This window comes from Bartonella sp. AU15XJBT (assembly GCF_028618615.1).
GTDB lineage: Bacteria > Pseudomonadota > Alphaproteobacteria > Rhizobiales > Rhizobiaceae > Bartonella.
Genome location: NZ_JAQITG010000015.1, coordinates 1 through 20,134 on the forward strand (window position 1 = coordinate 1; position 20,134 = coordinate 20,134).

Consider the following 20,134-nt stretch of genomic DNA (forward strand, 5'->3'; position numbering starts at 1 on the left):
ATAAATCATTCAATTTTATAAAAATTTATCGCGAAACCGCTTCCTATCTTCAATATATTTCGACTGAAAATAAACATTTATTTATTACGCTCGTTGGCTCGGCATTTGCTATTCTCTTTGCAGGTGCAATTTTAAGATTTTTAATTCCAGCTTTTGTTCTGTCTGTGGGGGGAGAGGAAAGATTTGTGAGTTCACTTTTTTCTCTCATGGCTGTTGGAACGATTGTGGGTGGTTTGTCCTATCGTAAAATTATAGTCAAGGTTACATCATTAAAGCTTATGGTCTTTTGGCTTCTTTATGGGGGAATTCTATTTCTTATGCCTTTAGCGGCAATATTTTATTTACCACTGCTTCTCATGTTTGCCTTCGTTTTAGGATTTACGGGGGCATTTGTGGATATTAGTTTAGTCTCTGCGCTTCAATTATACTCTCGTCGTGAAGATTTTGGTAAGAGTTTTGGAACCTTTTCAACTTTAGCAAACTCTGCTGAAGCTGTGTCTGGCCTTATTGCTGGGCTTTTTGCACTGGTAGGATTGGTGAGCTCTTTTTTAACGATGTCTTCTTTCATTATTTTCACTGGAATGATTGGTGTTATAAAAATTAAGAAAAATAAAGCATTAACACCCCCTCATACAACATTAGAAGACGATCATTGATCTCTCCATGCCGTTTTTTCTAAGACGGTTCGTTTCCTATCATGCCGTAAATACTGCTCTTTGAGGGGATGGTGATTTCGAGATGGGGGGATGGGTTGAGCAAGAGGTTAAAGTGTAGAGAATTGTTTACAGAGTGGTGTGTGGGGGTGTGAACCTTTCATTTGTTAATTTCTGTAAAAATGTAAAAGCGTAAAAACGTGGAGCCGTAAAAAAGAAAAGAAAGTTAAGGACGTGGAAGGTTTATGTGTTGTGTAGGCTTTGGGGGAGGTTGGGCGTGTATCATGGTGTGGAATGGGGGAACGAGTCTTGTGAATGGAGGGGAAAGCTGGGGTGTTAAGTGCTGTTAAGTGCTGTTAAGTGCTGTGGCGCAAGTGGGGAGAGGGAGAAAGTGTTGAAATGGGAGAGAATGCGTATGGAGATGAGGGGATGAGAGTGTGTTGACGAGAGGGGAATGGAGTGCGTGAGGTGTCGGAAAGGATGGCGTGAGGGAATGGGGCTTGTCTGTTGTGTCTGATGAAGTGCTGTCGTTTGAGGGATGGTGATTTGACGGTGGGGGGATGGGTTGAGCAAGAGGTTAAAGTGTAGAGAATTGTTTACAGAGCAGTGTGTGGGGGAAGTTTTGTCTTGTGGGAAAATCTGCTTTTTGAAATGGGATTGTCAATCGGTGCTTAGAAAATTTCGTTCTTTGAGGGGCAGATGGTTAAAAAACGCTTCATGTGAGTCAAAAGATGGGCAACATTGGTAATATGCCGGTGTGTTCCTTTTATTTAAGCATAAAGAGACGGTGAAGAGAGTGACGGGATGCGTGAAGAATGAAGGCAAGTTTGTAGGTGGATAAGCTTGTTGTGAAGTACGTTGTTATGTGTTGCGTTCTCGTAAAACAGTTGTGTGGTGGTTTGGACGTTTTGTTTGGCTGCTTTTTAGTAAAGATGGTAAAGCGTAAAAACGTGGAGCCGTAAAAAAGGAAGAGGAAGTTAGGGGCGTGGAGGATTTCTGCGTTGTGCGTGCTTTGGGGCATGTGGGGTTTTATCATGGCGAGGAATGTGTTGAGGGGGGAGAGGAATGGAAGATGGAGAGATGGGGCGATGGCTGGAGCCAAGAGAGGAGAGTGGGTTGAAATGGGAGAGAATGGGATGGAGGGGCGCGGTTGCTACCAGAGATGGTGACAAGAGCAAGCGATGTGAAGAGGGAGAGGTTGGTTTTTATGATCACAAGGTATGGAGCATTATTTTGCAGCGCACTGTCGTGAAATGGCGAAAGCTGTAAGGTATGTTTTTCAAAAACGCGTGAATGAGCAACATAATGATATTGTATTTTGTGCTTTATGTTTTGGGCATTGTGTTTGTATGAGAGAGATGATTATGAGAAAGAATGACACGAAATATTAAAAGAACAATATAAAAACTTGACAAGGTAAATGTAAAAAGGTATCATAATGGCACAATCGGAATTGTATCTTTAAACCAGATCAGATTAAGAGCTCCGCATAAGAGCCAGCAGGAAGATGGGGAAGATGATGGGTGAGAAGATAATGGGGTGAGGGTGCTCAAGGTTTTTTTCCAAAATTTTGTTGCTTTTTTGCTTGTTGCTCTCTGATGCTGTCAAAGGGGGGATGAACAAGGGGATGTTGTTTGAAGTGGGGGTGGGCCTCCTACCTTGAGGGGCTGCTGTAAATACCATTATTGGAGGCGGGTGATAGCCGATATCGAAAGCTTTAGGTGCACGCGGTGTTGACGGGTAATGGCGGGGGGTGTCGGCGGATAATGTTTGAATGCTGCTTTTTTGCCTAATCAGAAATTAACCACCAAATTGCTTTTTGTTTTTTAGGGTGGAGCTCTCTAAAATTTTTTACAAGGGTCTGTTCTTTTTCGCTATAGATTTCTTGATCATAGTATGAATGATTTTCTTTTGTAGCAATATCCGTATAAAAGAAGGTAATAGGAACCGCCAGTATGTTGGCAATTTCTTGTAGCCGCCCTGCGCTTACACGATTGAAGCCTTTTTCGTATTTTTGGATTTGTTGGAAACTGACACCTAAAGAGTTTCCTAATTCCTTTTGAGAAAGCCGCATTGAAATTCTTCTATGACGAATTCTTTTGCCAATCGAAATATCATTGAAATGTGAATTTTTGGTTTGCACTTCAAGCTCCCCTCCGGTTGCGAGCGCCCTCGCATGAGTATTCCGGGAGGTTGAAAGTACTGAGCCTAATCAGCCTTTTGCTTTTAGTGCGAAGATGCACTTGGACATAGCAAAAGCTCCCGGAATTCCGGGATACCCGCAAAGCGGGACAAATTCATGTATTAGGCTTTTCAGGCTTCAACTCCCTATTGATCGCTGCGTGGACGATCAAAGCACCTTTTGAGTGATAAAGTAATTTCAAAAGATTGGCAAGAAAAATTAAAATATTTGGCTGTGCGGTTCTATTGTAAAAGAATATTTTTTGAGGAGTGGTGATTTGATCTCAGTGGGGGATAGTCGCTAGGTGAGAAGCTGGATTATAGTTTACAAATCGGTGTGAGGTGGAAAGTTTTATCCTGTAGAGGGGTAATTTGCTACATAAGAAGCCGGATTGTTAATAGACCAGTGTTGACTAAAGTGGTGTGGAGATGGCGGGTTGAACGTTTCATTTTCTATTTTTCTGTAAAAACGCAAAAGCATAAAAACGTGGATCTGTAAAATGATGCGAAGAATTTATGCGTTGTGGGGGCTTTCGTCGTGGTAGGGAATGCGGTGAGAAAATAGGGGGGCAGAGAGTGTGAAAAGGCAAAAAGTGGCAAGAATAGCTCTTGCTCTTAAGTTTTTATGAAATATCGTCCTTTAAGACGTGGTGATAACCATATGAAGTGGTTAGAAGAGAATTCTGCTAGAAAAGTCATGTGGTTTAAAGATTTGTGTTGATAGTGCAGCGCGTGCTGACTGTTTGAGCCTTTCGTCTCACTGTTCTCTGTAAAGACGTAAAAGCCTAAAAACGTGGATCTGTAAAATGATGTGAAGGAATTGGGCTTTGTGGGGGCGTTTGTTGTGGCATAGCATGTAGGGAGAGAAGTGGGGACGAAGAGTGAAGAAGAGGATTGGGCTTGTTCTTAAGATTCCTTGAAATATTGTCTCTTGAGATGTACATAAGTTTTATTGAGGTATGTTGCGGAATATGCTGATGAGGGGGCTTTTGTCTAATCGGAAATTAACCACCAAATTGCTTTCTGTTTTTTAGGGTGGAGTTCTCTAAAATTTTTTACAAGAGCGTGTTCTTTTTCGCTATAGATTTCTTGATCATCGTGTGAGGGATATTCTTTTGTGGGGATATCTTCTTTTGTAGCAATATCCGCATAAAAAAAGGTAATGGGAACCTTCAGTAGCTTGGCAATTTCTTGTAACCGCCCTGCGCTTACACGATTGAAGCCTTTTTCGTATTTTTGGATTTGTTGAAAACTGACACCTAAATGGTTTCCTAATTCCTTTTGAGAAAGCCGCATTGACATTCTTCTATGACGAATTCTTTTGCCAATCGAAATATCATTAAAACGTGGATTTTTGGTTTGCATTTCAAGCCCCCCGCCGGTTGCGAGCGCCCTCGCGTTGGTATCCGGGAGTTTGAAAGCACTGAGCTCAGTCAGCCTTTTGCTTTTAGTGCTTATCGCACCTGGACATAGCAAAAGCTCCCGGAATCCGGGAGATGCCGCAAAGTGGCATCGATTTTTTGTACTGAGCTTTCGGACTTTCAAATCCCTTATTGATCGCTGCGTAGACGACCAAAGCATCTTTTGAGTGATAAAGTAATTTCAGAAGATTGGCAAGAAAAATTAAAATATTTGGCTGTGCGGTTCTATTGTAAAGGAGTGTGGTTCTGAGGTGTGGTGAAGAGAGCAGAAATATTTGGGATAAGGCAAGGCATACTATCCGTTTGAAGGGTGATGATCTGAAGTTCGTAGGGGATATTTTGCTACACAAGAAGTTTGATGGTTAATAGATCAGTGTTGACTAAAGTGGTGTGGGGTGATGGTTTGGAGGATTTTTCTGTAAAGATAGAAAAGCGTAAAGGCGTGGATCTGTAAAATAAGAAAAGGGACGTTCAAGGAGCTGGAGGATTGACCCGTTGTGTGGGCTTTTAGGGCGTGTTGTCCTTTTGTGAGGGCATGGAATGGGAACAGAGGTTTGGAGTTGAGGGGTCCAGTATTATGGCAGCTTTTGGCTTGTTGAGGGTGGTTTTGCTTTTTTCATTGTGGAGTGCTTTTGAAGATTCGTTGCTGATTTTCATGGCATTCTTTTATGTCATGGAATTGGTTTTTCTTGATTGAAAGGAACATGATGATGGCTGAGAAAAATTGTCTTCCCTTACGTCGAAAAGGGCGGAAAAAAGGGGCTTTGAATAAAACAACCAAGCGGTTTAATGAAGCCTTACTGACAGCCGCTGAACAAGCTGGATCTCACTATGGAGAAGATGGATTGGTGTCTTATCTGCAATATCATGCGCTAAATAATCCTGTGCCTTTTTTTTCACTGCTGGCAAAAGTTTTGCCTCTTCAGGTGACGGGAGAAGCAGGGGGAGAGGTCAAAACAATTTCGCGGATCGAGATCGTACCCGTGAAGCCTAAAAATACCGAACCGGAGAAGCGGGATTTTGAAGCGTGAGCCTGCGGAAAACTGAGGTTTGTGATATCGGAAAATGTTGCGTGGAAGTGGATGATCGGAGATGTCATCGTGGAAGGGCGCTGCTTTGGGGGATGATGTGTGAGGGCGTGTATCGAAGTAGATGAAGCTTTCAAGAGATTGTGGCAAGAGATCTGGGCGTGGTACGTAAGGGGACATGGCTGTGATGCTTGAAAGGCGCGGGGGAGAGCGCTTGATGCACTCTGCCGTTTTGGATTTCTTGTGAAGGTTTGTCTTTTCTCGTTATTGAAGGGGTGGAGATGTCAAAACAGTTTCGCGGATCGAGATTGTATCCGTGAAGTCAAAGGGGATCCAATCGGAGAAGCGGGATTTTGAAGCGTGAGCCTGCGGAAAACTGAGGTTTGTGATATCGGAAAATGTTGCGTGGAAGTGGATGATCGGAGATGTCTTCGTGGAAGGGCGCTGCTTTGGGGGATGATGTGTGAGCGCGTTTGAAGCAGAGGATATCGTGCTTGTAGGTGTTTGTGATACTTAACTGCTGGGGGCCTGGGGTGTTTGGGTATCTGGGCGGGGTGGTATGAGATACTGTTTTGATGGATGAGGAGCGTGAAATTTAAGATGGTGTGCTTTGGTGGGGATCTTTGAGGCATAGATCAAGTGTAAGGCTTGGGGATGTTGCGGGGCATGAAATTGGAAGATGGCGTGCTTTTAAGGGATTTTGTGTGAGCCTGGTGAAATGGGGGCAGATACCGTGCTTTTGTGGGGGACAGGGGCGCGGTGTTTGAGGGGGCAGGGCTTTGTGCCTTGGGGGGCTTGAGGGCTTGGGGTGTATGGCGGGGGCAAGGGGATTGCTCAGGTGGGATCTCATGCAAAAATGTGAAGTTCAATTGCTGCTAAAGTATAAAAATTGATCATGACAATTGTTCAGAAAATTTCTCAAAAAATCGGGCAGAAAACGGCTCAAGTGGCTCTTATCCCAAAGCTTATTCCTGTCTTTACGGGAAAAGCCGATGTGCGGGCGGCTTGGGGAGGACGGGGCTCTGGAAAAACACGCTCTTTTGCTTTGATGTCAGCTGTGGTGGGATATCGCCATGGAATGGCGGGGGAACGCGGTATTATTCTTTGTGCGCGACAGTTTCAAAATTCTCTCAATGAGAGTTCTTTGGAAGAAATTAAACGCGCCATCGAATCTTATCCGTTTCTACAAGACTATTATGAAATCGGCGATAAATATATTAAATCAAAAGATGGACGGATCGTCTATGTTTTTGCTGGTCTTGATCGAAATATTGCTAGTATTAAATCAATGGGGCGTGTTTTCCTCTGTTGGGTTGATGAGGCGGAACCGGTAACCGAGACTGCTTGGCAAACGCTTATTCCAACTTTGCGCGAAGAGGGAAAAGATTGGAATGCAGAATTATGGGTCACTTGGAACCCATGCCATGAAAATGCCCCCGTGGAAAAACGTTTTCGAAATGTTGATAACCCCAATATCAAAGGGGCGGAAATTAATTGGCGCGATAATCCGCAATTTCCCGAAAAGCTTAATCGGGATCGATTGAGCGATTTGCAACAAAGACCAGAGCAGTATAACCATATTTGGGAAGGGGAATATCTCCAAGCTGTGCAAGGCGCTTATTATCAAAAATGTCTTCTCGAAGCTGAAATGGAAGGGCGGATTACCACTGTTCCACGTGATCCTTTGATGCAAATTAAAATCTTTTGGGATATCGGGGGAACGGGAGCAAAGGCCGATGCAACCGCCTTGTGGGTCGCGCAATTTGTTGGGCGGGAAATTCGCGTGCTCGATTATTATGAAGCCCAAGGGCAACCGCTTTCTGAGCATGTGGGGTGGGTCTTTCAAAGGGGATATGAAAAGGCTCTCATGGTCTTGCCCCATGATGGTGCAACAAAAGATCGTGTTTATAATGTCAGTTTTGAAAGTGCACTGCAACAAGCTGGTTTTCAAACCAAAATCATTCCTAATCAGGGAACGGGCGCTGTGAAAATGCGTATCGAAGCCGTAAGGCGTTTGTTTCCTGCTCTATGGTTTAATCGTGACACAACAGGTGCGGGGAGAAAAGCACTCGCTTGGTATCATGAAAAGCGTGATGAACAGCGCAATATTGGTCTTGGCGCTGAACATGATTGGGCAAGCCATGGGGCCGATGCCTTTGGACTGATGTGTGTGGCTTATGAACAGCCCCATGTCCGTCCTAAAAAAAATACCTATCGCTCTTCTCACCATTCTCAAACTTCATGGATGGCTTTTTAATGAATATACTTACAGATTCTTCTTTCTCTTCTTTTGATCAAATCGAAACGCTTGAACATCAAGCACTCTTTAAAAAACTCGTAGGCTGGTATCAGGATGATATTGCGCATGTGGAAAAATGGCGAAAAAATGCCCAAGAAGACTACGATTTTTATAATGGGCGGCAATGGAATAAGCAAGACTTGGCCGTCTTGAACGAACAAAACAGACCGGTGATGACTTTTAACCGTATTGCACCTTTGATTAATGCCGTTATTGGGGCTGAGCGCAATAATAAAAGACAAGTCCAATTTATTCCACGACAAGAAGGGGCTGCTTTTGCAAACCAGATTCTAACAGGGGCAGCCGAATGGTTTCGCGATGAAGCTGATGGGGAATATGAAGATTCCGATGCTTTTCAAGATGCGGTCATTTGCGGTATGGGCTGGACGGATACCCGCCTTGATTATGAAGAAGATCCGCAAGGAAAACCCATTATTGCGCGGCTTGATCCTATGAAAATGGTCTGGGATGCGAGTGCTGTTAAGTCTAATCTCATTGATGCACAACGCTTATGGTACATTGATGAAAAGCCTTTAGAAGTGGCTCAGCAAATGTTTCCCCATGTTCATTGGAGTGATCTTAATGCCGACTGGGTGAAACATCAGAGTTTTTTACACCCAACCAACAATGGGACACAACCTTATCAACAAGAAGAGGGAACAAGCTATCAACGGCCTAAAATGGTGACATTGGCTGAATGTCGCTGGTTTGAACGTGAGGTGGTTTATAAAGTTCTCGAACCGCAAAGTGGAAAGTTTATTGATTATTCAGAGCAGGATTTCCAAAATTTAAGTAAAGCCTTTCCGGATATTCAAGCAACACGGTTGATGAGAAAAATTGTCAAACGAGCGTTTTTAGGCAGAAAGTTGCTTGAAGCACCCGATAAGCCTTTGGTTCCCGCAGGTCAATTGGGATGGGAATGTATTACCGGTACTTTTGATAAGTTAAGCCGGCAATTTTACGGGCTTGTGCGCCCTACAAAAGATCCACAACGGTGGGCAAACAAATATTTTAGTCAAGTGATGTATTTGCTCAATAGCCAATCAAAAGGCGGTATTATGGCAGAACGTGATGCTTTTGATGATGATCGACAAGCTGTTGAGAGTTGGGCTAGAGCCGATAGCATTACTTGGTTGAAAAGTGGGGCTGTGTCTGGTGGGAGAATCCAGCCTAAACCGGTGGCGCAATTTCCGCAAGGGTTTTTCCAATTGTTTAATGAAGCAAAGAGCGCTCTCGAGCAAGTGACGGGATTGTCTTCTGAATTTGTTGGGACGCGCGCTGTTAATCAGCCCGGTATTCTTGAACAACAACGGCGCCAATCATCTCTTAATCTGTTGGCTTCCTTTTTTGATGGTTTGCGTCGATATCGGCAGCGACAGGGGAAAATTATTCTCTATCTGATTCAAAATTATCTGTCCGATGGGCGGTTGGTTCGTATTGCTGGGGATGAAAATGCGCAGTATGTTCCTTTGACACGCGAAATGGTAACAAGTTTGGAATATGATATTGTCGTGGATGATGCACCAACGAGTCTGAATGAAAAAGAGCGTACTTTTGCATTGATCATGCAATTGCTTCCTTTGATGCAAAATTTTGCAACACCAGAGATTATGCTCGATCTCTTACGTTATTCGCCTTTACCCGCCTCTCTTATTCATAAAATTGCGCTAAAGGCGCAAAACACTCTTCAAGAAGAGCAAAATGCTGCAGCACCAATGGGGACTCATGGAGGAGTAGAGCAGATCATGCAGATGTTGCAGACAGTAAATGCCCAACAATAAGTGGCTTTGTGAATAGGGGGCTTTGTGATGGGCGATCTTGGATGATCTTTATCAATGGGCAGATGGATACAAATTTCCATGACACAATGTTGCTTATGCTTATAGAGAGCAATGCCCTTTCTCTTTAGCTCAGAAGGGCTATGCTGTTGGACAGTCCATTTTGGGGGCAGAAGCAGAGAAGAGATGGCGTTTTGCTGTCATGTGAGGGGGAGCATGGTGTCGATATGCTGGAGCCCAAGTGATGGAAGGGCATTGGGGATCAATGCGCATAAACTGTTTTATCTGAAAAATTTAATTTGATTGTTTAAAAAAGAAAAGGCTAACGTCATGGATCAAGAACATTTAACGCCGGCAGAACAAAACCATTTGAAACAAGACTTTCTTGCCTCAACACAAGAGGGAGAAGAGGGTGAAATTGGAAGAGAAGCAAAAACTTTGGAAGAAAATTTTCAAGGGCAAAGGCATCAACAACAGACACCTTCCCAAGAAGGGGGAAAAGAGTTTCAAGGAAAAGAGGTTGGGCCGCCAGATCCGCAAAAGGACTTTATGGGCTATATGCAATGGTTGGGAAAAACTCTCCAAAAACAAGGGATTGTTAATGAACAACAACAACCTTCCCCTGTTCGCGAAGCAGAACAGTTGCAGGCGTTTTATCAGCAGTCTGTTGCAAGTGTTAAACAAAAGTACCATGATTTTGATCAAGCGGCTGATTTTATTTATGAAATGCGCGCTAAACAGTTGGCAGCTTATGCTTCGCTCTATCCTGAGCTGGCTGATCCCCAAAATATTGATGCAAGGATTGGTGATGAGTTGAAGCAGATCTTGCGCGATTGTGCGCAAAAAAATCAAAATCCGGCTGAAGTGATTTACACGATTGCACAAAAAATTGGCTATACAAATGTTCAGAATACCATGGGTGAAAATTTACAAGAAAGACACAATTCTGCCCGTACACTTGCTGCTTATAACGGTTTGACGCCAAGTGGGCTAATTTCTTTGGATATGCTGGATAAAATGTCAGAAGCAGAATTTAGCACTTGGGTTGCTGATCCTAAAAATAAAGCGGCTTTTAATCGTTTAATGGGTGGTAGAGAATTTTAAAAACAAGAATGTGGCAGGTGTCTTTTGCGGGATACGTGAGGGGCTTTTGGTGCATGAAATGCGCGGGGTGTCTTTTGTGGAAACATAAGAGAGTGTGGGTGGAGGAGGCAGAGAGGGGATTTCTCAAAGCACGGACGCGGTCAGGAGAGCTCTTATCAGTGGGAGGCGAGAGGCTAACAGAAACAAAACACACGAGAACAACCTATTCACCATCTGAAATGAAATGTGGTGTTTTGAGCGCCCGGCGCTTTGCCGGGTTTTTTTTATGTCAATAAACTTTTCGAGGATAAAATGACTGTAACTTATATCGGACTCAATGACCCAATGGCAGTGCGCACATGGTCTAAACTCTTAAACCAAGAAGTCTCAAAAGCAATCCCAATTGCACCGTTGATTGGAAATGATTCAAACAGTATCGTACAATTAAAGGATGAAACCACGAAAGCAAGTGGGGATTCCATTAGCTTTAATTTGCGTGTCCAGTTGCTCGGTGATGGGGTGAGTGAAGGGCAGACATTGGAAGGCAATGAAGAAGCTTTACAGTTTCTCAATGATCGCTTGGCAATTAATGAACTCGTTCATGCGGTGCGTGTCAAAAATGAGGGCACCATTGATCAACAACGGATTCTCCACGATTTGCGCACAGAAGCAAAAAATGGTTTGGTTGATTGGTATGCGGATCGTCTCAGTATGATGTTCTTCATTCAAGTTTGCGGATATACTGCAAAAACCATTAACTTTGAGGGACGCACAATTACTCTTAAACCCGTTCATTATGGGTTTAATGCCCCAACGGCTCCAACCAATAAACGCGTGGTGCGTCCTCACGATAAAACAAAAGATGAGGACTTAAAAGAAAATGATGTTTTTGATCTTAAACTAATCGATAAAGCTGTTGAACGGGCTAAATTGGCAAATCCAAAAATTAGACCCGTGCGGATCGATGGGGAAAATGTCTATGTGCTTTATCTTCATCCAACCCAAGTGACGCAATTGCGAACCAATACAGATGCGGGACAATGGCTCGACATTACTAAGGCAATCTATAGTGGAAGCCGTATCAAAAATCCGCTCTATGATGGATCTTTGGGAATGTATAATGGTGTCGTTTTACGCGAAGCTGAACATATTACCGAAGGGGTTGAGTCTGGAACGACAAATAAAGCTGTCCCCAATGTGCGTCGTGCGGTGCTTCTTGGGGCACAAAGTGCTGTGATCGCTTTTGGGAAAGATCGAGGCGCAACACGCTATAAATTGGTCGAAGAACTCTTCGATTATGAAAGAGAATTCGGGGTTGCGGCAAAAACCATTATTGGTATGAAAAAAACCTGCTTTACCTTGCCAGGAAGTTCGCAAGGGGCTCAAGATTTTGGCACAATCGTTATCCCAACTTATGGAGCACCTGCTTAAAGCGAATGCTTGCTCACTTCCCCCAACAGATTCTTCTTGTTGGGGGAAAATTTAAAATACTTCCAGAAAAAGGAAAGGCTTATGACCGCTTTATCCAGTAATCCTAACAAGCGCGATCTTACACATTCAGATCGATCGCAAACTTTTGCCTCTATGGTCGCGCTGATTCAAGATGAAATTGACGATACAACAGCTGAATATTCTCTGCAAATTCAAGATTCCATTGTTACGGCTTTGCGCTTGTGTGAACGTGAACCCTTTTTCTTTAATGAAAGGAGAAAAAGCACGTTCAAAACACAAAGTGAAAAAACATGGTATGGACGAGAAGAAGGCGTTTTTATTGAATCAGAAAAGGGTTTGGAGGACGTCTTTTTAGTAACAAAGAATGCAACACCAACAAAGTTGTTCTTTAAGCCCTTGGAAGTGTTGCATCAACAATATGGTAGGCATCCTGAGTTAGGAACGCCATTCTTTTATACCACCCTTGATCAAAAAATGGGACTCTTTCCAACACCAGAAAGTGTCGAAGACGTACAACTTTCGTATACTCCTGTTTATGTTAGCGATGAACAGCTCAAAGAAGACAATAATCCTTGGTTGATTTATGCTTTTGATCTCATTAAAGCACGGGCAAAATATGAACTTTATAAAAATATCCTTAAAGATCCTGAATATGCTGCCGTTTCTTTTAGAGATTTTCAAGAACAGCTTCAAGCTTTGCGTATTGAAACATCCCGTCGAAAAGGTTCCTCAAAAATTCGCCCAATGAATTTTTAAAAGGCTTTTTTCAATTGTTTATGCTCAGATTGGCGTTAAAGACGAGAGTCGTGCTTATGCCTCGATGAGCTTTAGGAACTGAATTCATGTTGGAGACTGAATTGGTGCTGAGAACCAGATTGGCATTGAGGAGCGGGTTTTGAGGGGGAAGCGCTGGGGACATTGATATTTTTTTTGAATGTATCAACTTTGGGTTGTGACTTGATGGGATTTTATGCCTTTAAAGTTTTGTTCTAGGCGTGTGGTTCTCATCAATCAGCTTTGATGTTTTGAATAACACTGCGTTTTTCAGATATTTTATGGGGGCATCTTCTGGGGGGCTTTATGGCTTTTTTTCAATACTTGGGGTTGAAGCTGGCATTGAAGAGTGTGGGTGGTGGCGAGGCTGACATTTAAAGAGGTTAGCGGTGGATTTTGCTTGGGCGCTGGTGGAAGGTGGTGGCCTTGCCATGATGTGTGATCTTATTTTTCTCAAGGTGTGTATCAACCTTGGGTTGTATATTTATAGAATTTTGTGCTCTTATAATTTTAAGGGCTTTTGTGGTTTTAATGAGCAAGCCTTGGTGTTTTAGCACTGGGCTCTTCAAATATTTTATGGGGGTCTTGATGGCTTTTTTCCCAATCGCTGATTATCGACCTGATGTGGCGGATATCAATGGAATTTTTACCGATGAACTTGTCAATGTGCTCCCGGCTGATGGCTCTTATATCCCTATGCCAAGTTTTGAACCTTTGTCAGAGTCATGTCCGGAGCCCATTTTAGGCGCTCTTGCGGTTAAAACAAAAAATGGGGTTTCTATTATTGTTGGGACAAGAGAAAAAATCTTCTTGCTGGATAACACAACAATGAAGTGGAAAGATATTAGCCAAAAAGGAAAGGCTTATTTGGCGAATATCGATGCCCCGTGGTCTTTTGCTTTGTTTGGTGATTTTATTATTGCGGTCAATGCCAATGATAAACCACAAGTGATCGATATTATTCATGATAAAACATTTAGAAATTTAGGAGGAAATCCACCACAAGCGGGGATCGTTCGCGTCTGGGGAGATTTCGTTTGTTTGATGAAATTAACCGAACATCCAAGACGGGTGCATTGGTCTGGACTTAATGATGCAGAATTTTGGACCGTGGGGAAAAAAAGCTGTGATTATCAAGATTTTCCTGATGGCGGTTTCGTGCAAGGGGCAACGGAGACAACAAATCCCATTATCTTTATGCGTTCTGCAATCTATGCTGGTTCTTTTATTCCTGGCTCTAAGATTATTTTTAGTTTCCAAAAAATCCACGATAAACGAGGGGCAAAAAATGCTGAATCGATTGTTTGTCGCGGAGATTTAGCGTTCTTTGCTGATGAGGGCGGTTTTTATCAAATAACCAATGACGGACAGATTATACCCATTGGCTTTGAAAAAGTGGATCGAACCATGACTGCAAAATCAAGACAGAGTAATCTGTATACCATGTCTGCGGCGATCGATGGCGTGTATAATCGTGTTTATTGGATGGTGGATAGCGATGAGAGCCTCCATAAACGTATCTTGCTCATTTATGATTGGGGATTGCAAAAATGGACAAAAGCTCTCGTGGATATCAAAGTGATCTTACCCATTTTCTTATCTGGAACAACTCTAGAAGGTCTCGATTTTGTAGCTCAAAATATTGATGATTTGTCCTTTTCTCTCGATAGTAAAGCTTGGAAAAATGAATCGCCTATTCTGGGAGCCTTTGATCAACAGGGCAGACTGGGATCATTTTCTGGTTCTCCTATGGCTTGTGTGGTGACATCACAAGAAATGGGGCAGACAAATGGCGTGATAACACGGGTGAAAAATATTATGCCTCAAGTCAATAGTGGAAACTTTTATTTGTCTGTGGGAATGCGCTTTCGACAATCTCTTGAAGAAGAAACCGTGTGGTTACCAGAAAAACAGCCTTCTCATAATACCGGACAAATTCATTGTCGCGCAAGGGCACGGTTTTATCGCTTTAAATTGCGCATTCCTGAGGGGATGAATTGGTCTCATGTCACGGGATTTGATGTGGAGTTGATGCCCGCCGGCATGCGATAAGCATGCCATAATAATCAAAAGAACTATGCAATAGTTATGCCATAAATCAAAAGACATATGTGGTAATATGCTCTTTATAATTAAAAGAGCAATGCGATAAGCTATGTCCTTATCCTCAAAGGAATAAGGCGGGGCTGATGCTTTCTTATGATATGGAAAAATAGTTTGCATCATGGTTTTTCTCTATAAAAAGTTTCTTCTTATCTTGTGACAAAGGGACGATGGGGGAAATGATGGGGGCTTCTTGCCTTTTGCTGTATTCTTTTTTTGAAAGGTGGGCGGTAAGCATGGAATGGGTGAAGTCTGCCAAGGGGTAGGGTGTGCGTGAAAAAGTGAAGAGAACTAAAACCATGATGCAAGATCGTCAAGATTTGTATTCTGCTCATTTAACAGAGCAATGGCCATGGGAAAAAATAGCGCCTTATCAAGAGACACTTAATGGGGCATTTAAAAAATATGCTCAGCGCTTTCCTGATGATGTTTGTCTGGAAAAAATTGCTGAAGAAATCGCAACAGGACAAGCCCAATTGTGGCTGGTCTTAAAAAATAAAATCCAATTTAGTGCTTTTGCAATAACCAAAGTTGAAAGTGCCCATACGGGTAAAAAATGCGTCGTTCTCTCAGATCTTGCTGGAGAGGGAGGACTGAAATTGGTCAAATTGATTGATGAGGTCGAAAAATGGGCGCGAACAATCAACGCTGAAGAAATACACATGTTTGGAAGAATTGGATGGGCGAAAAGGCTCGCTCATCACGGATATTCTCGTAATCTTATTCAATATAGAAAGGTTCTGGGGCCATGAGTAGAAAAAAAACACCTCAAGTGCAGACGACAACACAAACAAATGCACCCCCCGCTTGGGCGGCGGATATTCTTAAACAAGCCAGTGCGGATGCACAGGGGCTTTATAAGAAAGGAATTGGCGGAAACGTTTATCAGGGAGAGCGCGTTGCTGGTCTTAGCGATATGACAAAAAATGCGCTGTCCGGTTTACAACAAGCCGCAGGGCTTTATAACAATCCTGGAGTAACCCAGTGGTTAAATGCACCAACCAACAGTGCTGCAAATCTTTCCAGTATGGCGAAGGGAAATTGGATTGGAAGCAATAGTAAATTTAATGCTGCATTGCAAAATGCTCTGAATAAAACTTCCGATGCGATTAATCAGTCGATGTCTGGAGCCGGACGTTATGGTTCTGGGGCTCATACCGGTGTGCTTGCCGATGAGCTTGGCGCCTTGGCAACAAATGCTACAGCTCAGCAATATAATCAAGATATTAATAATATGATGAACGCAAATCAGATGATTGATCGCTCTCAGTATGATCAGGTTAATGCGGCAAATGCATATTATCAAGGACAGAGTAATGTGCAAGGAAATGCTCTGAAAGGGGGGATGATTCAAGATATCAACCGTCAAAATGTCTTAGATGCTGAACGCCAAAAATGGTCAGAACAAGATAATCAAGATTGGAACCGATTGGGACGTTTGTTACAGGTAGGAACCCAGGCTGCGGGAAATTACGGGACAACTTCAGGAAAATCTACAATAATACCTTCTGTGACAAAAGATCCATTGCGGGATGCGCAGCAAGTGCTGGGATTGGTCGGAGGAATTCTAGGGCTTTGTGATGTGAGAGCAAAAGAAAATATTATCCTTGTGGGAAAGAAAAAAGGATATCCTCTTTATACCTTTAATTATAAGGGAAATCCACAACGTTATCAAGGCGTTCTGGCGCAAGACGTGTTGCGTGTGAAGCCTGAAGCTGTTTTTATCAATGCAAAAACAAAATTACTGCATGTGGATTATGATAAAATAGGTTTGAGAATGAAGAAAATTCCGGCTTCTAAAAATAAAATTGCGGCTTTCTTTTCTTCCCTCTTTGCTCGTCTTTCCTTTTTGCAAAAAGAGTGTCTTCTATGAGTTCGATTTATGATTGGTCAATCATCGCATCAGAAAATGCTTATGTCGATGAGAGTATAAACTGGGCTGAAGGGCAACCGCCAAGTTCAGTCAACGATAGTGCGCGCGCTATGATGCAACGCATCAAAGAATATTTGTTGGATAATGGGGGCGGGATTGAAACACAGTTTACGGTTGATAGGGAGAACAAGAAAACATCCCTTCGTTTGGCGACAAAGTCTTTTTTTGAGACTTATATAGATGGCATTGTTGTGCGCTTTAAAGCACAAGGCGTCAATAGCGGAATAACAAATGTTTCTTTAAATCAGTTGCCCCCAAAACCAACTTATATGGCAACGCCCGAGGGGATTGTGCCTTTAAAAGGGGGAGAAATACAAAAGGGAGGGCTTTATGAACTCGTCTATACGCATGATATTGCTGGGAAAAATGCTGATGGATGGTTTTTAACCAATCCTACTATAAAACTTCCTGAAATTCCGCCCTTTCCTCCTTTACCGGAATCTTTTTCATCCGGATTTATTGGAACTTTTGCGAGTGAAAAAATACCCTCTGGGTGGTTGCTGTGTGATGGGAAAGAATATTCACGAAAGAGCTATGCCAATCTCTTTGCTGTTTTGGGGGAAACATGGGGAAAAGGAGATGGGAAAACAACATTTAATGTTCCCGATTTGCGGGGAATGTTTTTACGGGGACTCGATAGTGGAAAAGACATTGATAAAGGACGCCTCTTGGGAAGTCGACAAGAAGAATCTTTTAAAGCTCATACCCATGAAGGAAAAACAGATTCGACAGGCAAACACCAGCATAGTTTGTCAGAGATTGATAACTTGGTTATGCAGCTAGATAGCGGTGATTATAAAAGGACTATAGCTGTGGTCTTCCGTCAAAATATGTTGACAGAGGCTGCGGGAGAGCATGAACATAAGATCTTGTTGCAAAAAACAGGAGGGGATGAGACACGTCCTGTCAATATGGCGGTGGTTTATGCGATCAAAGCCTGAGAATGAAAGCTTTAAGAGAAATAGAAAGAGAGAGCAAAATGGTTGTTATGAAAAAAAGTCTTATTGAATATATTGTGTAGAAAGCCTAGCGGCGCTCTTGAAAAAAATGAATCCTTAACCCTCTTTATGATGTTACTTTTTATGCCGCTGTAAAGGTAAGTTTGTCTATTTTTCTTTAGAGGATCAAGACAATAATTGTTGAAGGAGGGGGAAAAGAGAGAAGAAAATCTTCCTTTATTCATAGAATTTGTTGCTGAGAAGTCAAAGATTTTATCCAATCTCTCCTTTCTCTTGTTCGTGTTGTGATACATTGTTTAGAGCGATGGGTTTAGGCGGCTCGGTTTAGAGCTCTGATGGGCGATGATAAAAAGCTTAAGGATAATTTTCTTCTCTTATGCCGTAAAAGAAGATCATTAAAACACTGTCATTGAGGGTGATGATATCTCGTCAGATAGCTTGTTGATCCATTGCGTATTAAAGATATGAGCAAATCTTCAGGGCAGAATTTTCTCGTAGAGCTTAGAGTTCATAGAGTTTTATGGCAAGTACAACACATCAATGATCAGCAGATAAAATCCTTGTCAGAGCCGTTGGATTGTTTAAAAATTGTTGAGGGGGTAAAATCTTCGTTCTTTGAGATGTTGGGAGGCGGTCAACGAATATGTTTACTTAAAGCGGAGAAAGGTGAAATGGAGCGGCTTCCTCGGCAGTGTATGAAGAAAGCGCTCTTTGCTTTCAAAATGGGTGATCTGTTTGTTAGAGCAGGTTGGCGATTTATTGTAACGCGTGGTGAGCCTTTGTGAGCTATTCTTTGGTAAATGGCATTTTGTATTTGTTAAGAAATTTCTTGAAACCGGATGAGCATGAGATGAGAAAATCTATAAGATAATCATTTATCCCGTTGTGTCATAAAATATCATTGTTTGAGGGGCGGTTAAAACTTTATGCATGGGATGTTTTTTAATGGGTGGGGTGAATAGGTTTGCTTGTAGAGCCTCATGCAATCCCTTCCTTTGAGCTGTGGTGATAGAGAGCATTTGAAGGGGGAATGCCCAAGTGGAATTCGCTAGATCAAGAAGCCGGATTGTTTACAGACTATTGTTTATCGATGGGCATTGTTTAAAAGTCGGTGGGCGGGTAAAGATCGGTCATGTTTCCTTTATCTTGTTGGGAGAAGTCGACAAAGCATGCAATGTTGTTATGCATTTTTGGGGGCAGGGGGTAAAATCACCATTTTAGGTGGAAAACAGAATATAATCTGAAAAAATATCTTGTAAAAATTTTCGATGAGGAAATTTTTTTCAAAAGCCTCTCACGCGGTCTCACGCGGTCTCACGCGGTCTCACGCGGTCTCACGCGGTCTCACGCGGTCTCACGCGGTCTCACGCGGTCTCACGCGGTCTCACGCGGTCTCACGCGGTCTCACGCGGTCTCACGCGGTCTCACGCGGTCTCACGCGGTCTCACGCGGTCTCACGCGGTCTCCTAAGGAATACAAGAGCCGTGCAAAGGGAAACGATACTCAAATGCTCAATGGGGCTGTCCAAAAAGGGGGATATAATGGCACTTTTTCCATTTTCTATTGCTGATATTGATGATCCTGAATGTATTCGTGTGGTTCTTTATGCCAGCGGAAGAATGGGACATGCTCCTTTAAATGCATTGTTGAAAAAAGTATATGAAGATATGACAAAAATTTCAAAGCGCATGGAAGCTTTAGAAAAAAATTTAAACACTCCCGATCTTGCCAATGTCAAACAGAAACAAAATGCGAAAAAAGATGATCAAAGCAATATGAACACTATTGTGAGTAGTGGAATAACAGTATCAGACACTAAGATGAATGCATCAGAAATTAAAATAGAAGCATCTGCGGATAAGAGCAGAATGAACACTATTGTGGGTAGTGGAATAACAGTATCGGACACTAAGATGAATGCATCAGGAATTAAAATGGAATCACCAGTGGATACGAGCAGTTTTTTGTCTCAATTTACAATGTCGGATATTCCAAAAAGAGACTACAGCTCTTTTATTTCTCAATTTACATCAATGAAGACGCCAGAAATATACAGTAATGCTGATCATAACATTAAGATTGGGCCTTCTAGAAATCCTTATGCTTTTTTGAAGAAGAAAAAATAGAAAAAAGTGAGCATAACAATATGCATGCTTTGAAGCTATAGATGAGATAAACCTTATTTATATTTTCGGTGGGGCATGGAATTGTTCTGCGTTTGAGATATTTTTAAAAAAGTCAAAAATTGATAGAGAGTGCATCTTCAAAAAGAGAAGCCGTGTTGCAGGAAAGTTTATCATGATGCTTTTGAAAAGATGAGGACGCATAGGTGTAGACAAGGTTTTGAAGTCCACAGAGAAAGAAATCTTATTCAAGCAGAAACCAATGGCAAAAGAAATTTGCAAAAGAAAAAAGCTTTTGCAGTAATTTGAAAAATCTTGTGAAGAGAATATTCTATGGTTTTAAATCT

The 20,134-nt window shown here is 42.3% G+C and carries 15 protein-coding genes and 1 pseudogene; 14 read left to right on the forward strand and 2 right to left on the reverse strand.

Annotation, left to right across the window (positions count from 1 at the left end; translation table 11 throughout):
- Both PVV57_RS07085 and PVV57_RS07090 read left to right on the forward strand, forming a co-directional pair.
- A pseudogene (locus PVV57_RS07085) lies at positions 1 to 656 on the forward strand (MFS transporter); the annotation flags it as partial.
- A 1,062-nt stretch (positions 657 to 1,718) separates the two neighbouring features.
- Positions 1,719 to 1,922, forward strand: coding sequence for a hypothetical protein (locus PVV57_RS07090; protein WP_273783714.1), 204 nt, complete (start codon positions 1,719 to 1,721; stop codon positions 1,920 to 1,922).
- 520 nt (positions 1,923 to 2,442) lie between these two features.
- Here the strand turns inward: PVV57_RS07090 and PVV57_RS07095 are convergent.
- Positions 2,443 to 2,796 (reverse strand): helix-turn-helix transcriptional regulator, encoded by a 354-nt coding sequence (locus tag PVV57_RS07095; protein WP_273719202.1) that lies wholly within the window; start codon positions 2,794 to 2,796, stop codon positions 2,443 to 2,445.
- Positions 2,797 to 3,827: 1,031 nt separating this feature from the next.
- Positions 3,828 to 4,199, reverse strand: a complete 372-nt coding sequence (locus tag PVV57_RS07100; RefSeq protein WP_273719201.1) for a helix-turn-helix domain-containing protein — start codon at positions 4,197 to 4,199, stop codon at positions 3,828 to 3,830.
- Between the two features lie 766 nt (positions 4,200 to 4,965).
- On the opposite strand from PVV57_RS07100, the gene PVV57_RS07105 reads away from it, so the two are divergent.
- From PVV57_RS07105 to PVV57_RS07160, 12 genes are all read left to right on the forward strand, one after another.
- Positions 4,966 to 5,286: a hypothetical protein gene (locus PVV57_RS07105; protein ID WP_273719200.1), complete on the forward strand. Its 321-nt coding sequence runs from the start codon at positions 4,966 to 4,968 to the stop codon at positions 5,284 to 5,286.
- Between the two features lie 892 nt (positions 5,287 to 6,178).
- Positions 6,179 to 7,540: a PBSX family phage terminase large subunit gene (locus PVV57_RS07110; RefSeq protein ID WP_273719199.1), complete on the forward strand. Its 1,362-nt coding sequence runs from the start codon at positions 6,179 to 6,181 to the stop codon at positions 7,538 to 7,540.
- Positions 7,525 to 9,363: a portal protein gene (locus PVV57_RS07115; protein ID WP_404977245.1), complete on the forward strand. Its 1,839-nt coding sequence runs from the start codon at positions 7,525 to 7,527 to the stop codon at positions 9,361 to 9,363. The genes PVV57_RS07110 and PVV57_RS07115 overlap by 16 nt, the downstream gene beginning before the upstream one ends.
- Before the next feature lie 327 nt (positions 9,364 to 9,690).
- A complete protein-coding gene (locus tag PVV57_RS07120; RefSeq protein WP_273783716.1) occupies positions 9,691 to 10,464 on the forward strand; it encodes a hypothetical protein in 774 nt (257 codons plus the stop codon).
- 291 nt (positions 10,465 to 10,755) lie between these two features.
- A complete protein-coding gene (locus PVV57_RS07125; protein ID WP_273719196.1) occupies positions 10,756 to 11,874 on the forward strand; it encodes a N4-gp56 family major capsid protein in 1,119 nt (372 codons plus the stop codon).
- 81 nt (positions 11,875 to 11,955) lie between these two features.
- Positions 11,956 to 12,651, forward strand: coding sequence for a hypothetical protein (locus PVV57_RS07130; protein WP_273719195.1), 696 nt, complete (start codon positions 11,956 to 11,958; stop codon positions 12,649 to 12,651).
- Between the two features lie 606 nt (positions 12,652 to 13,257).
- Positions 13,258 to 14,721, forward strand: coding sequence for a hypothetical protein (locus PVV57_RS07135; protein ID WP_273719194.1), 1,464 nt, complete (start codon positions 13,258 to 13,260; stop codon positions 14,719 to 14,721).
- Positions 14,722 to 15,071: 350 nt separating this feature from the next.
- Positions 15,072 to 15,524, forward strand: coding sequence for a hypothetical protein (locus PVV57_RS07140; protein WP_273719205.1), 453 nt, complete (start codon positions 15,072 to 15,074; stop codon positions 15,522 to 15,524).
- A complete protein-coding gene (locus tag PVV57_RS07145; RefSeq protein ID WP_273719193.1) occupies positions 15,521 to 16,645 on the forward strand; it encodes a tail fiber domain-containing protein in 1,125 nt (374 codons plus the stop codon). Before PVV57_RS07140 ends, PVV57_RS07145 begins: the two co-directional genes overlap by 4 nt.
- Complete coding sequence (locus tag PVV57_RS07150; protein ID WP_273719192.1) at positions 16,642 to 17,646, forward strand: phage tail protein; 1,005 nt, start codon at positions 16,642 to 16,644, stop codon at positions 17,644 to 17,646. Before PVV57_RS07145 ends, PVV57_RS07150 begins: the two co-directional genes overlap by 4 nt.
- A gap of 482 nt (positions 17,647 to 18,128) precedes the next feature.
- The gene (locus PVV57_RS07155; protein WP_273719191.1) at positions 18,129 to 18,449 is read left to right on the forward strand and encodes a hypothetical protein; all 321 of its coding nucleotides are present in this window, start codon (positions 18,129 to 18,131) and stop codon (positions 18,447 to 18,449) included.
- Between the two features lie 756 nt (positions 18,450 to 19,205).
- Positions 19,206 to 19,790 (forward strand): hypothetical protein, encoded by a 585-nt coding sequence (locus tag PVV57_RS07160; protein ID WP_273719190.1) that lies wholly within the window; start codon positions 19,206 to 19,208, stop codon positions 19,788 to 19,790.
- The last annotated feature ends 344 nt before the right edge of the window (positions 19,791 to 20,134 follow it).

What these genes read in the sequence shown, in the direction of transcription:
- PVV57_RS07115 (WP_404977245.1), top strand. Translation starts at nt 7,525, where the DNA reads ATGGATGGCTTTTTAATGAATATACTTACAGATTCTTCTTTCTCTTCT.
- PVV57_RS07145 (WP_273719193.1), top strand. Translation starts at nt 15,521, where the DNA reads ATGAGTAGAAAAAAAACACCTCAAGTGCAGACGACAACACAAACAAAT.
- PVV57_RS07140 (WP_273719205.1), top strand. Translation starts at nt 15,072, where the DNA reads ATGATGCAAGATCGTCAAGATTTGTATTCTGCTCATTTAACAGAGCAA.
- PVV57_RS07125 (WP_273719196.1), top strand. Translation starts at nt 10,756, where the DNA reads ATGACTGTAACTTATATCGGACTCAATGACCCAATGGCAGTGCGCACA.
- PVV57_RS07135 (WP_273719194.1), top strand. Translation starts at nt 13,258, where the DNA reads ATGGCTTTTTTCCCAATCGCTGATTATCGACCTGATGTGGCGGATATC.
- PVV57_RS07110 (WP_273719199.1), top strand. Translation starts at nt 6,179, where the DNA reads ATGACAATTGTTCAGAAAATTTCTCAAAAAATCGGGCAGAAAACGGCT.
- PVV57_RS07090 (WP_273783714.1), top strand. Translation starts at nt 1,719, where the DNA reads ATGGAAGATGGAGAGATGGGGCGATGGCTGGAGCCAAGAGAGGAGAGT.
- PVV57_RS07100 (WP_273719201.1), bottom strand. Translation starts at nt 4,199, where the DNA reads ATGCAAACCAAAAATCCACGTTTTAATGATATTTCGATTGGCAAAAGA.
- PVV57_RS07105 (WP_273719200.1), top strand. Translation starts at nt 4,966, where the DNA reads ATGGCTGAGAAAAATTGTCTTCCCTTACGTCGAAAAGGGCGGAAAAAA.
- PVV57_RS07160 (WP_273719190.1), top strand. Translation starts at nt 19,206, where the DNA reads ATGGCACTTTTTCCATTTTCTATTGCTGATATTGATGATCCTGAATGT.
- PVV57_RS07130 (WP_273719195.1), top strand. Translation starts at nt 11,956, where the DNA reads ATGACCGCTTTATCCAGTAATCCTAACAAGCGCGATCTTACACATTCA.
- PVV57_RS07120 (WP_273783716.1), top strand. Translation starts at nt 9,691, where the DNA reads ATGGATCAAGAACATTTAACGCCGGCAGAACAAAACCATTTGAAACAA.
- PVV57_RS07155 (WP_273719191.1), top strand. Translation starts at nt 18,129, where the DNA reads ATGAGCAAATCTTCAGGGCAGAATTTTCTCGTAGAGCTTAGAGTTCAT.
- PVV57_RS07150 (WP_273719192.1), top strand. Translation starts at nt 16,642, where the DNA reads ATGAGTTCGATTTATGATTGGTCAATCATCGCATCAGAAAATGCTTAT.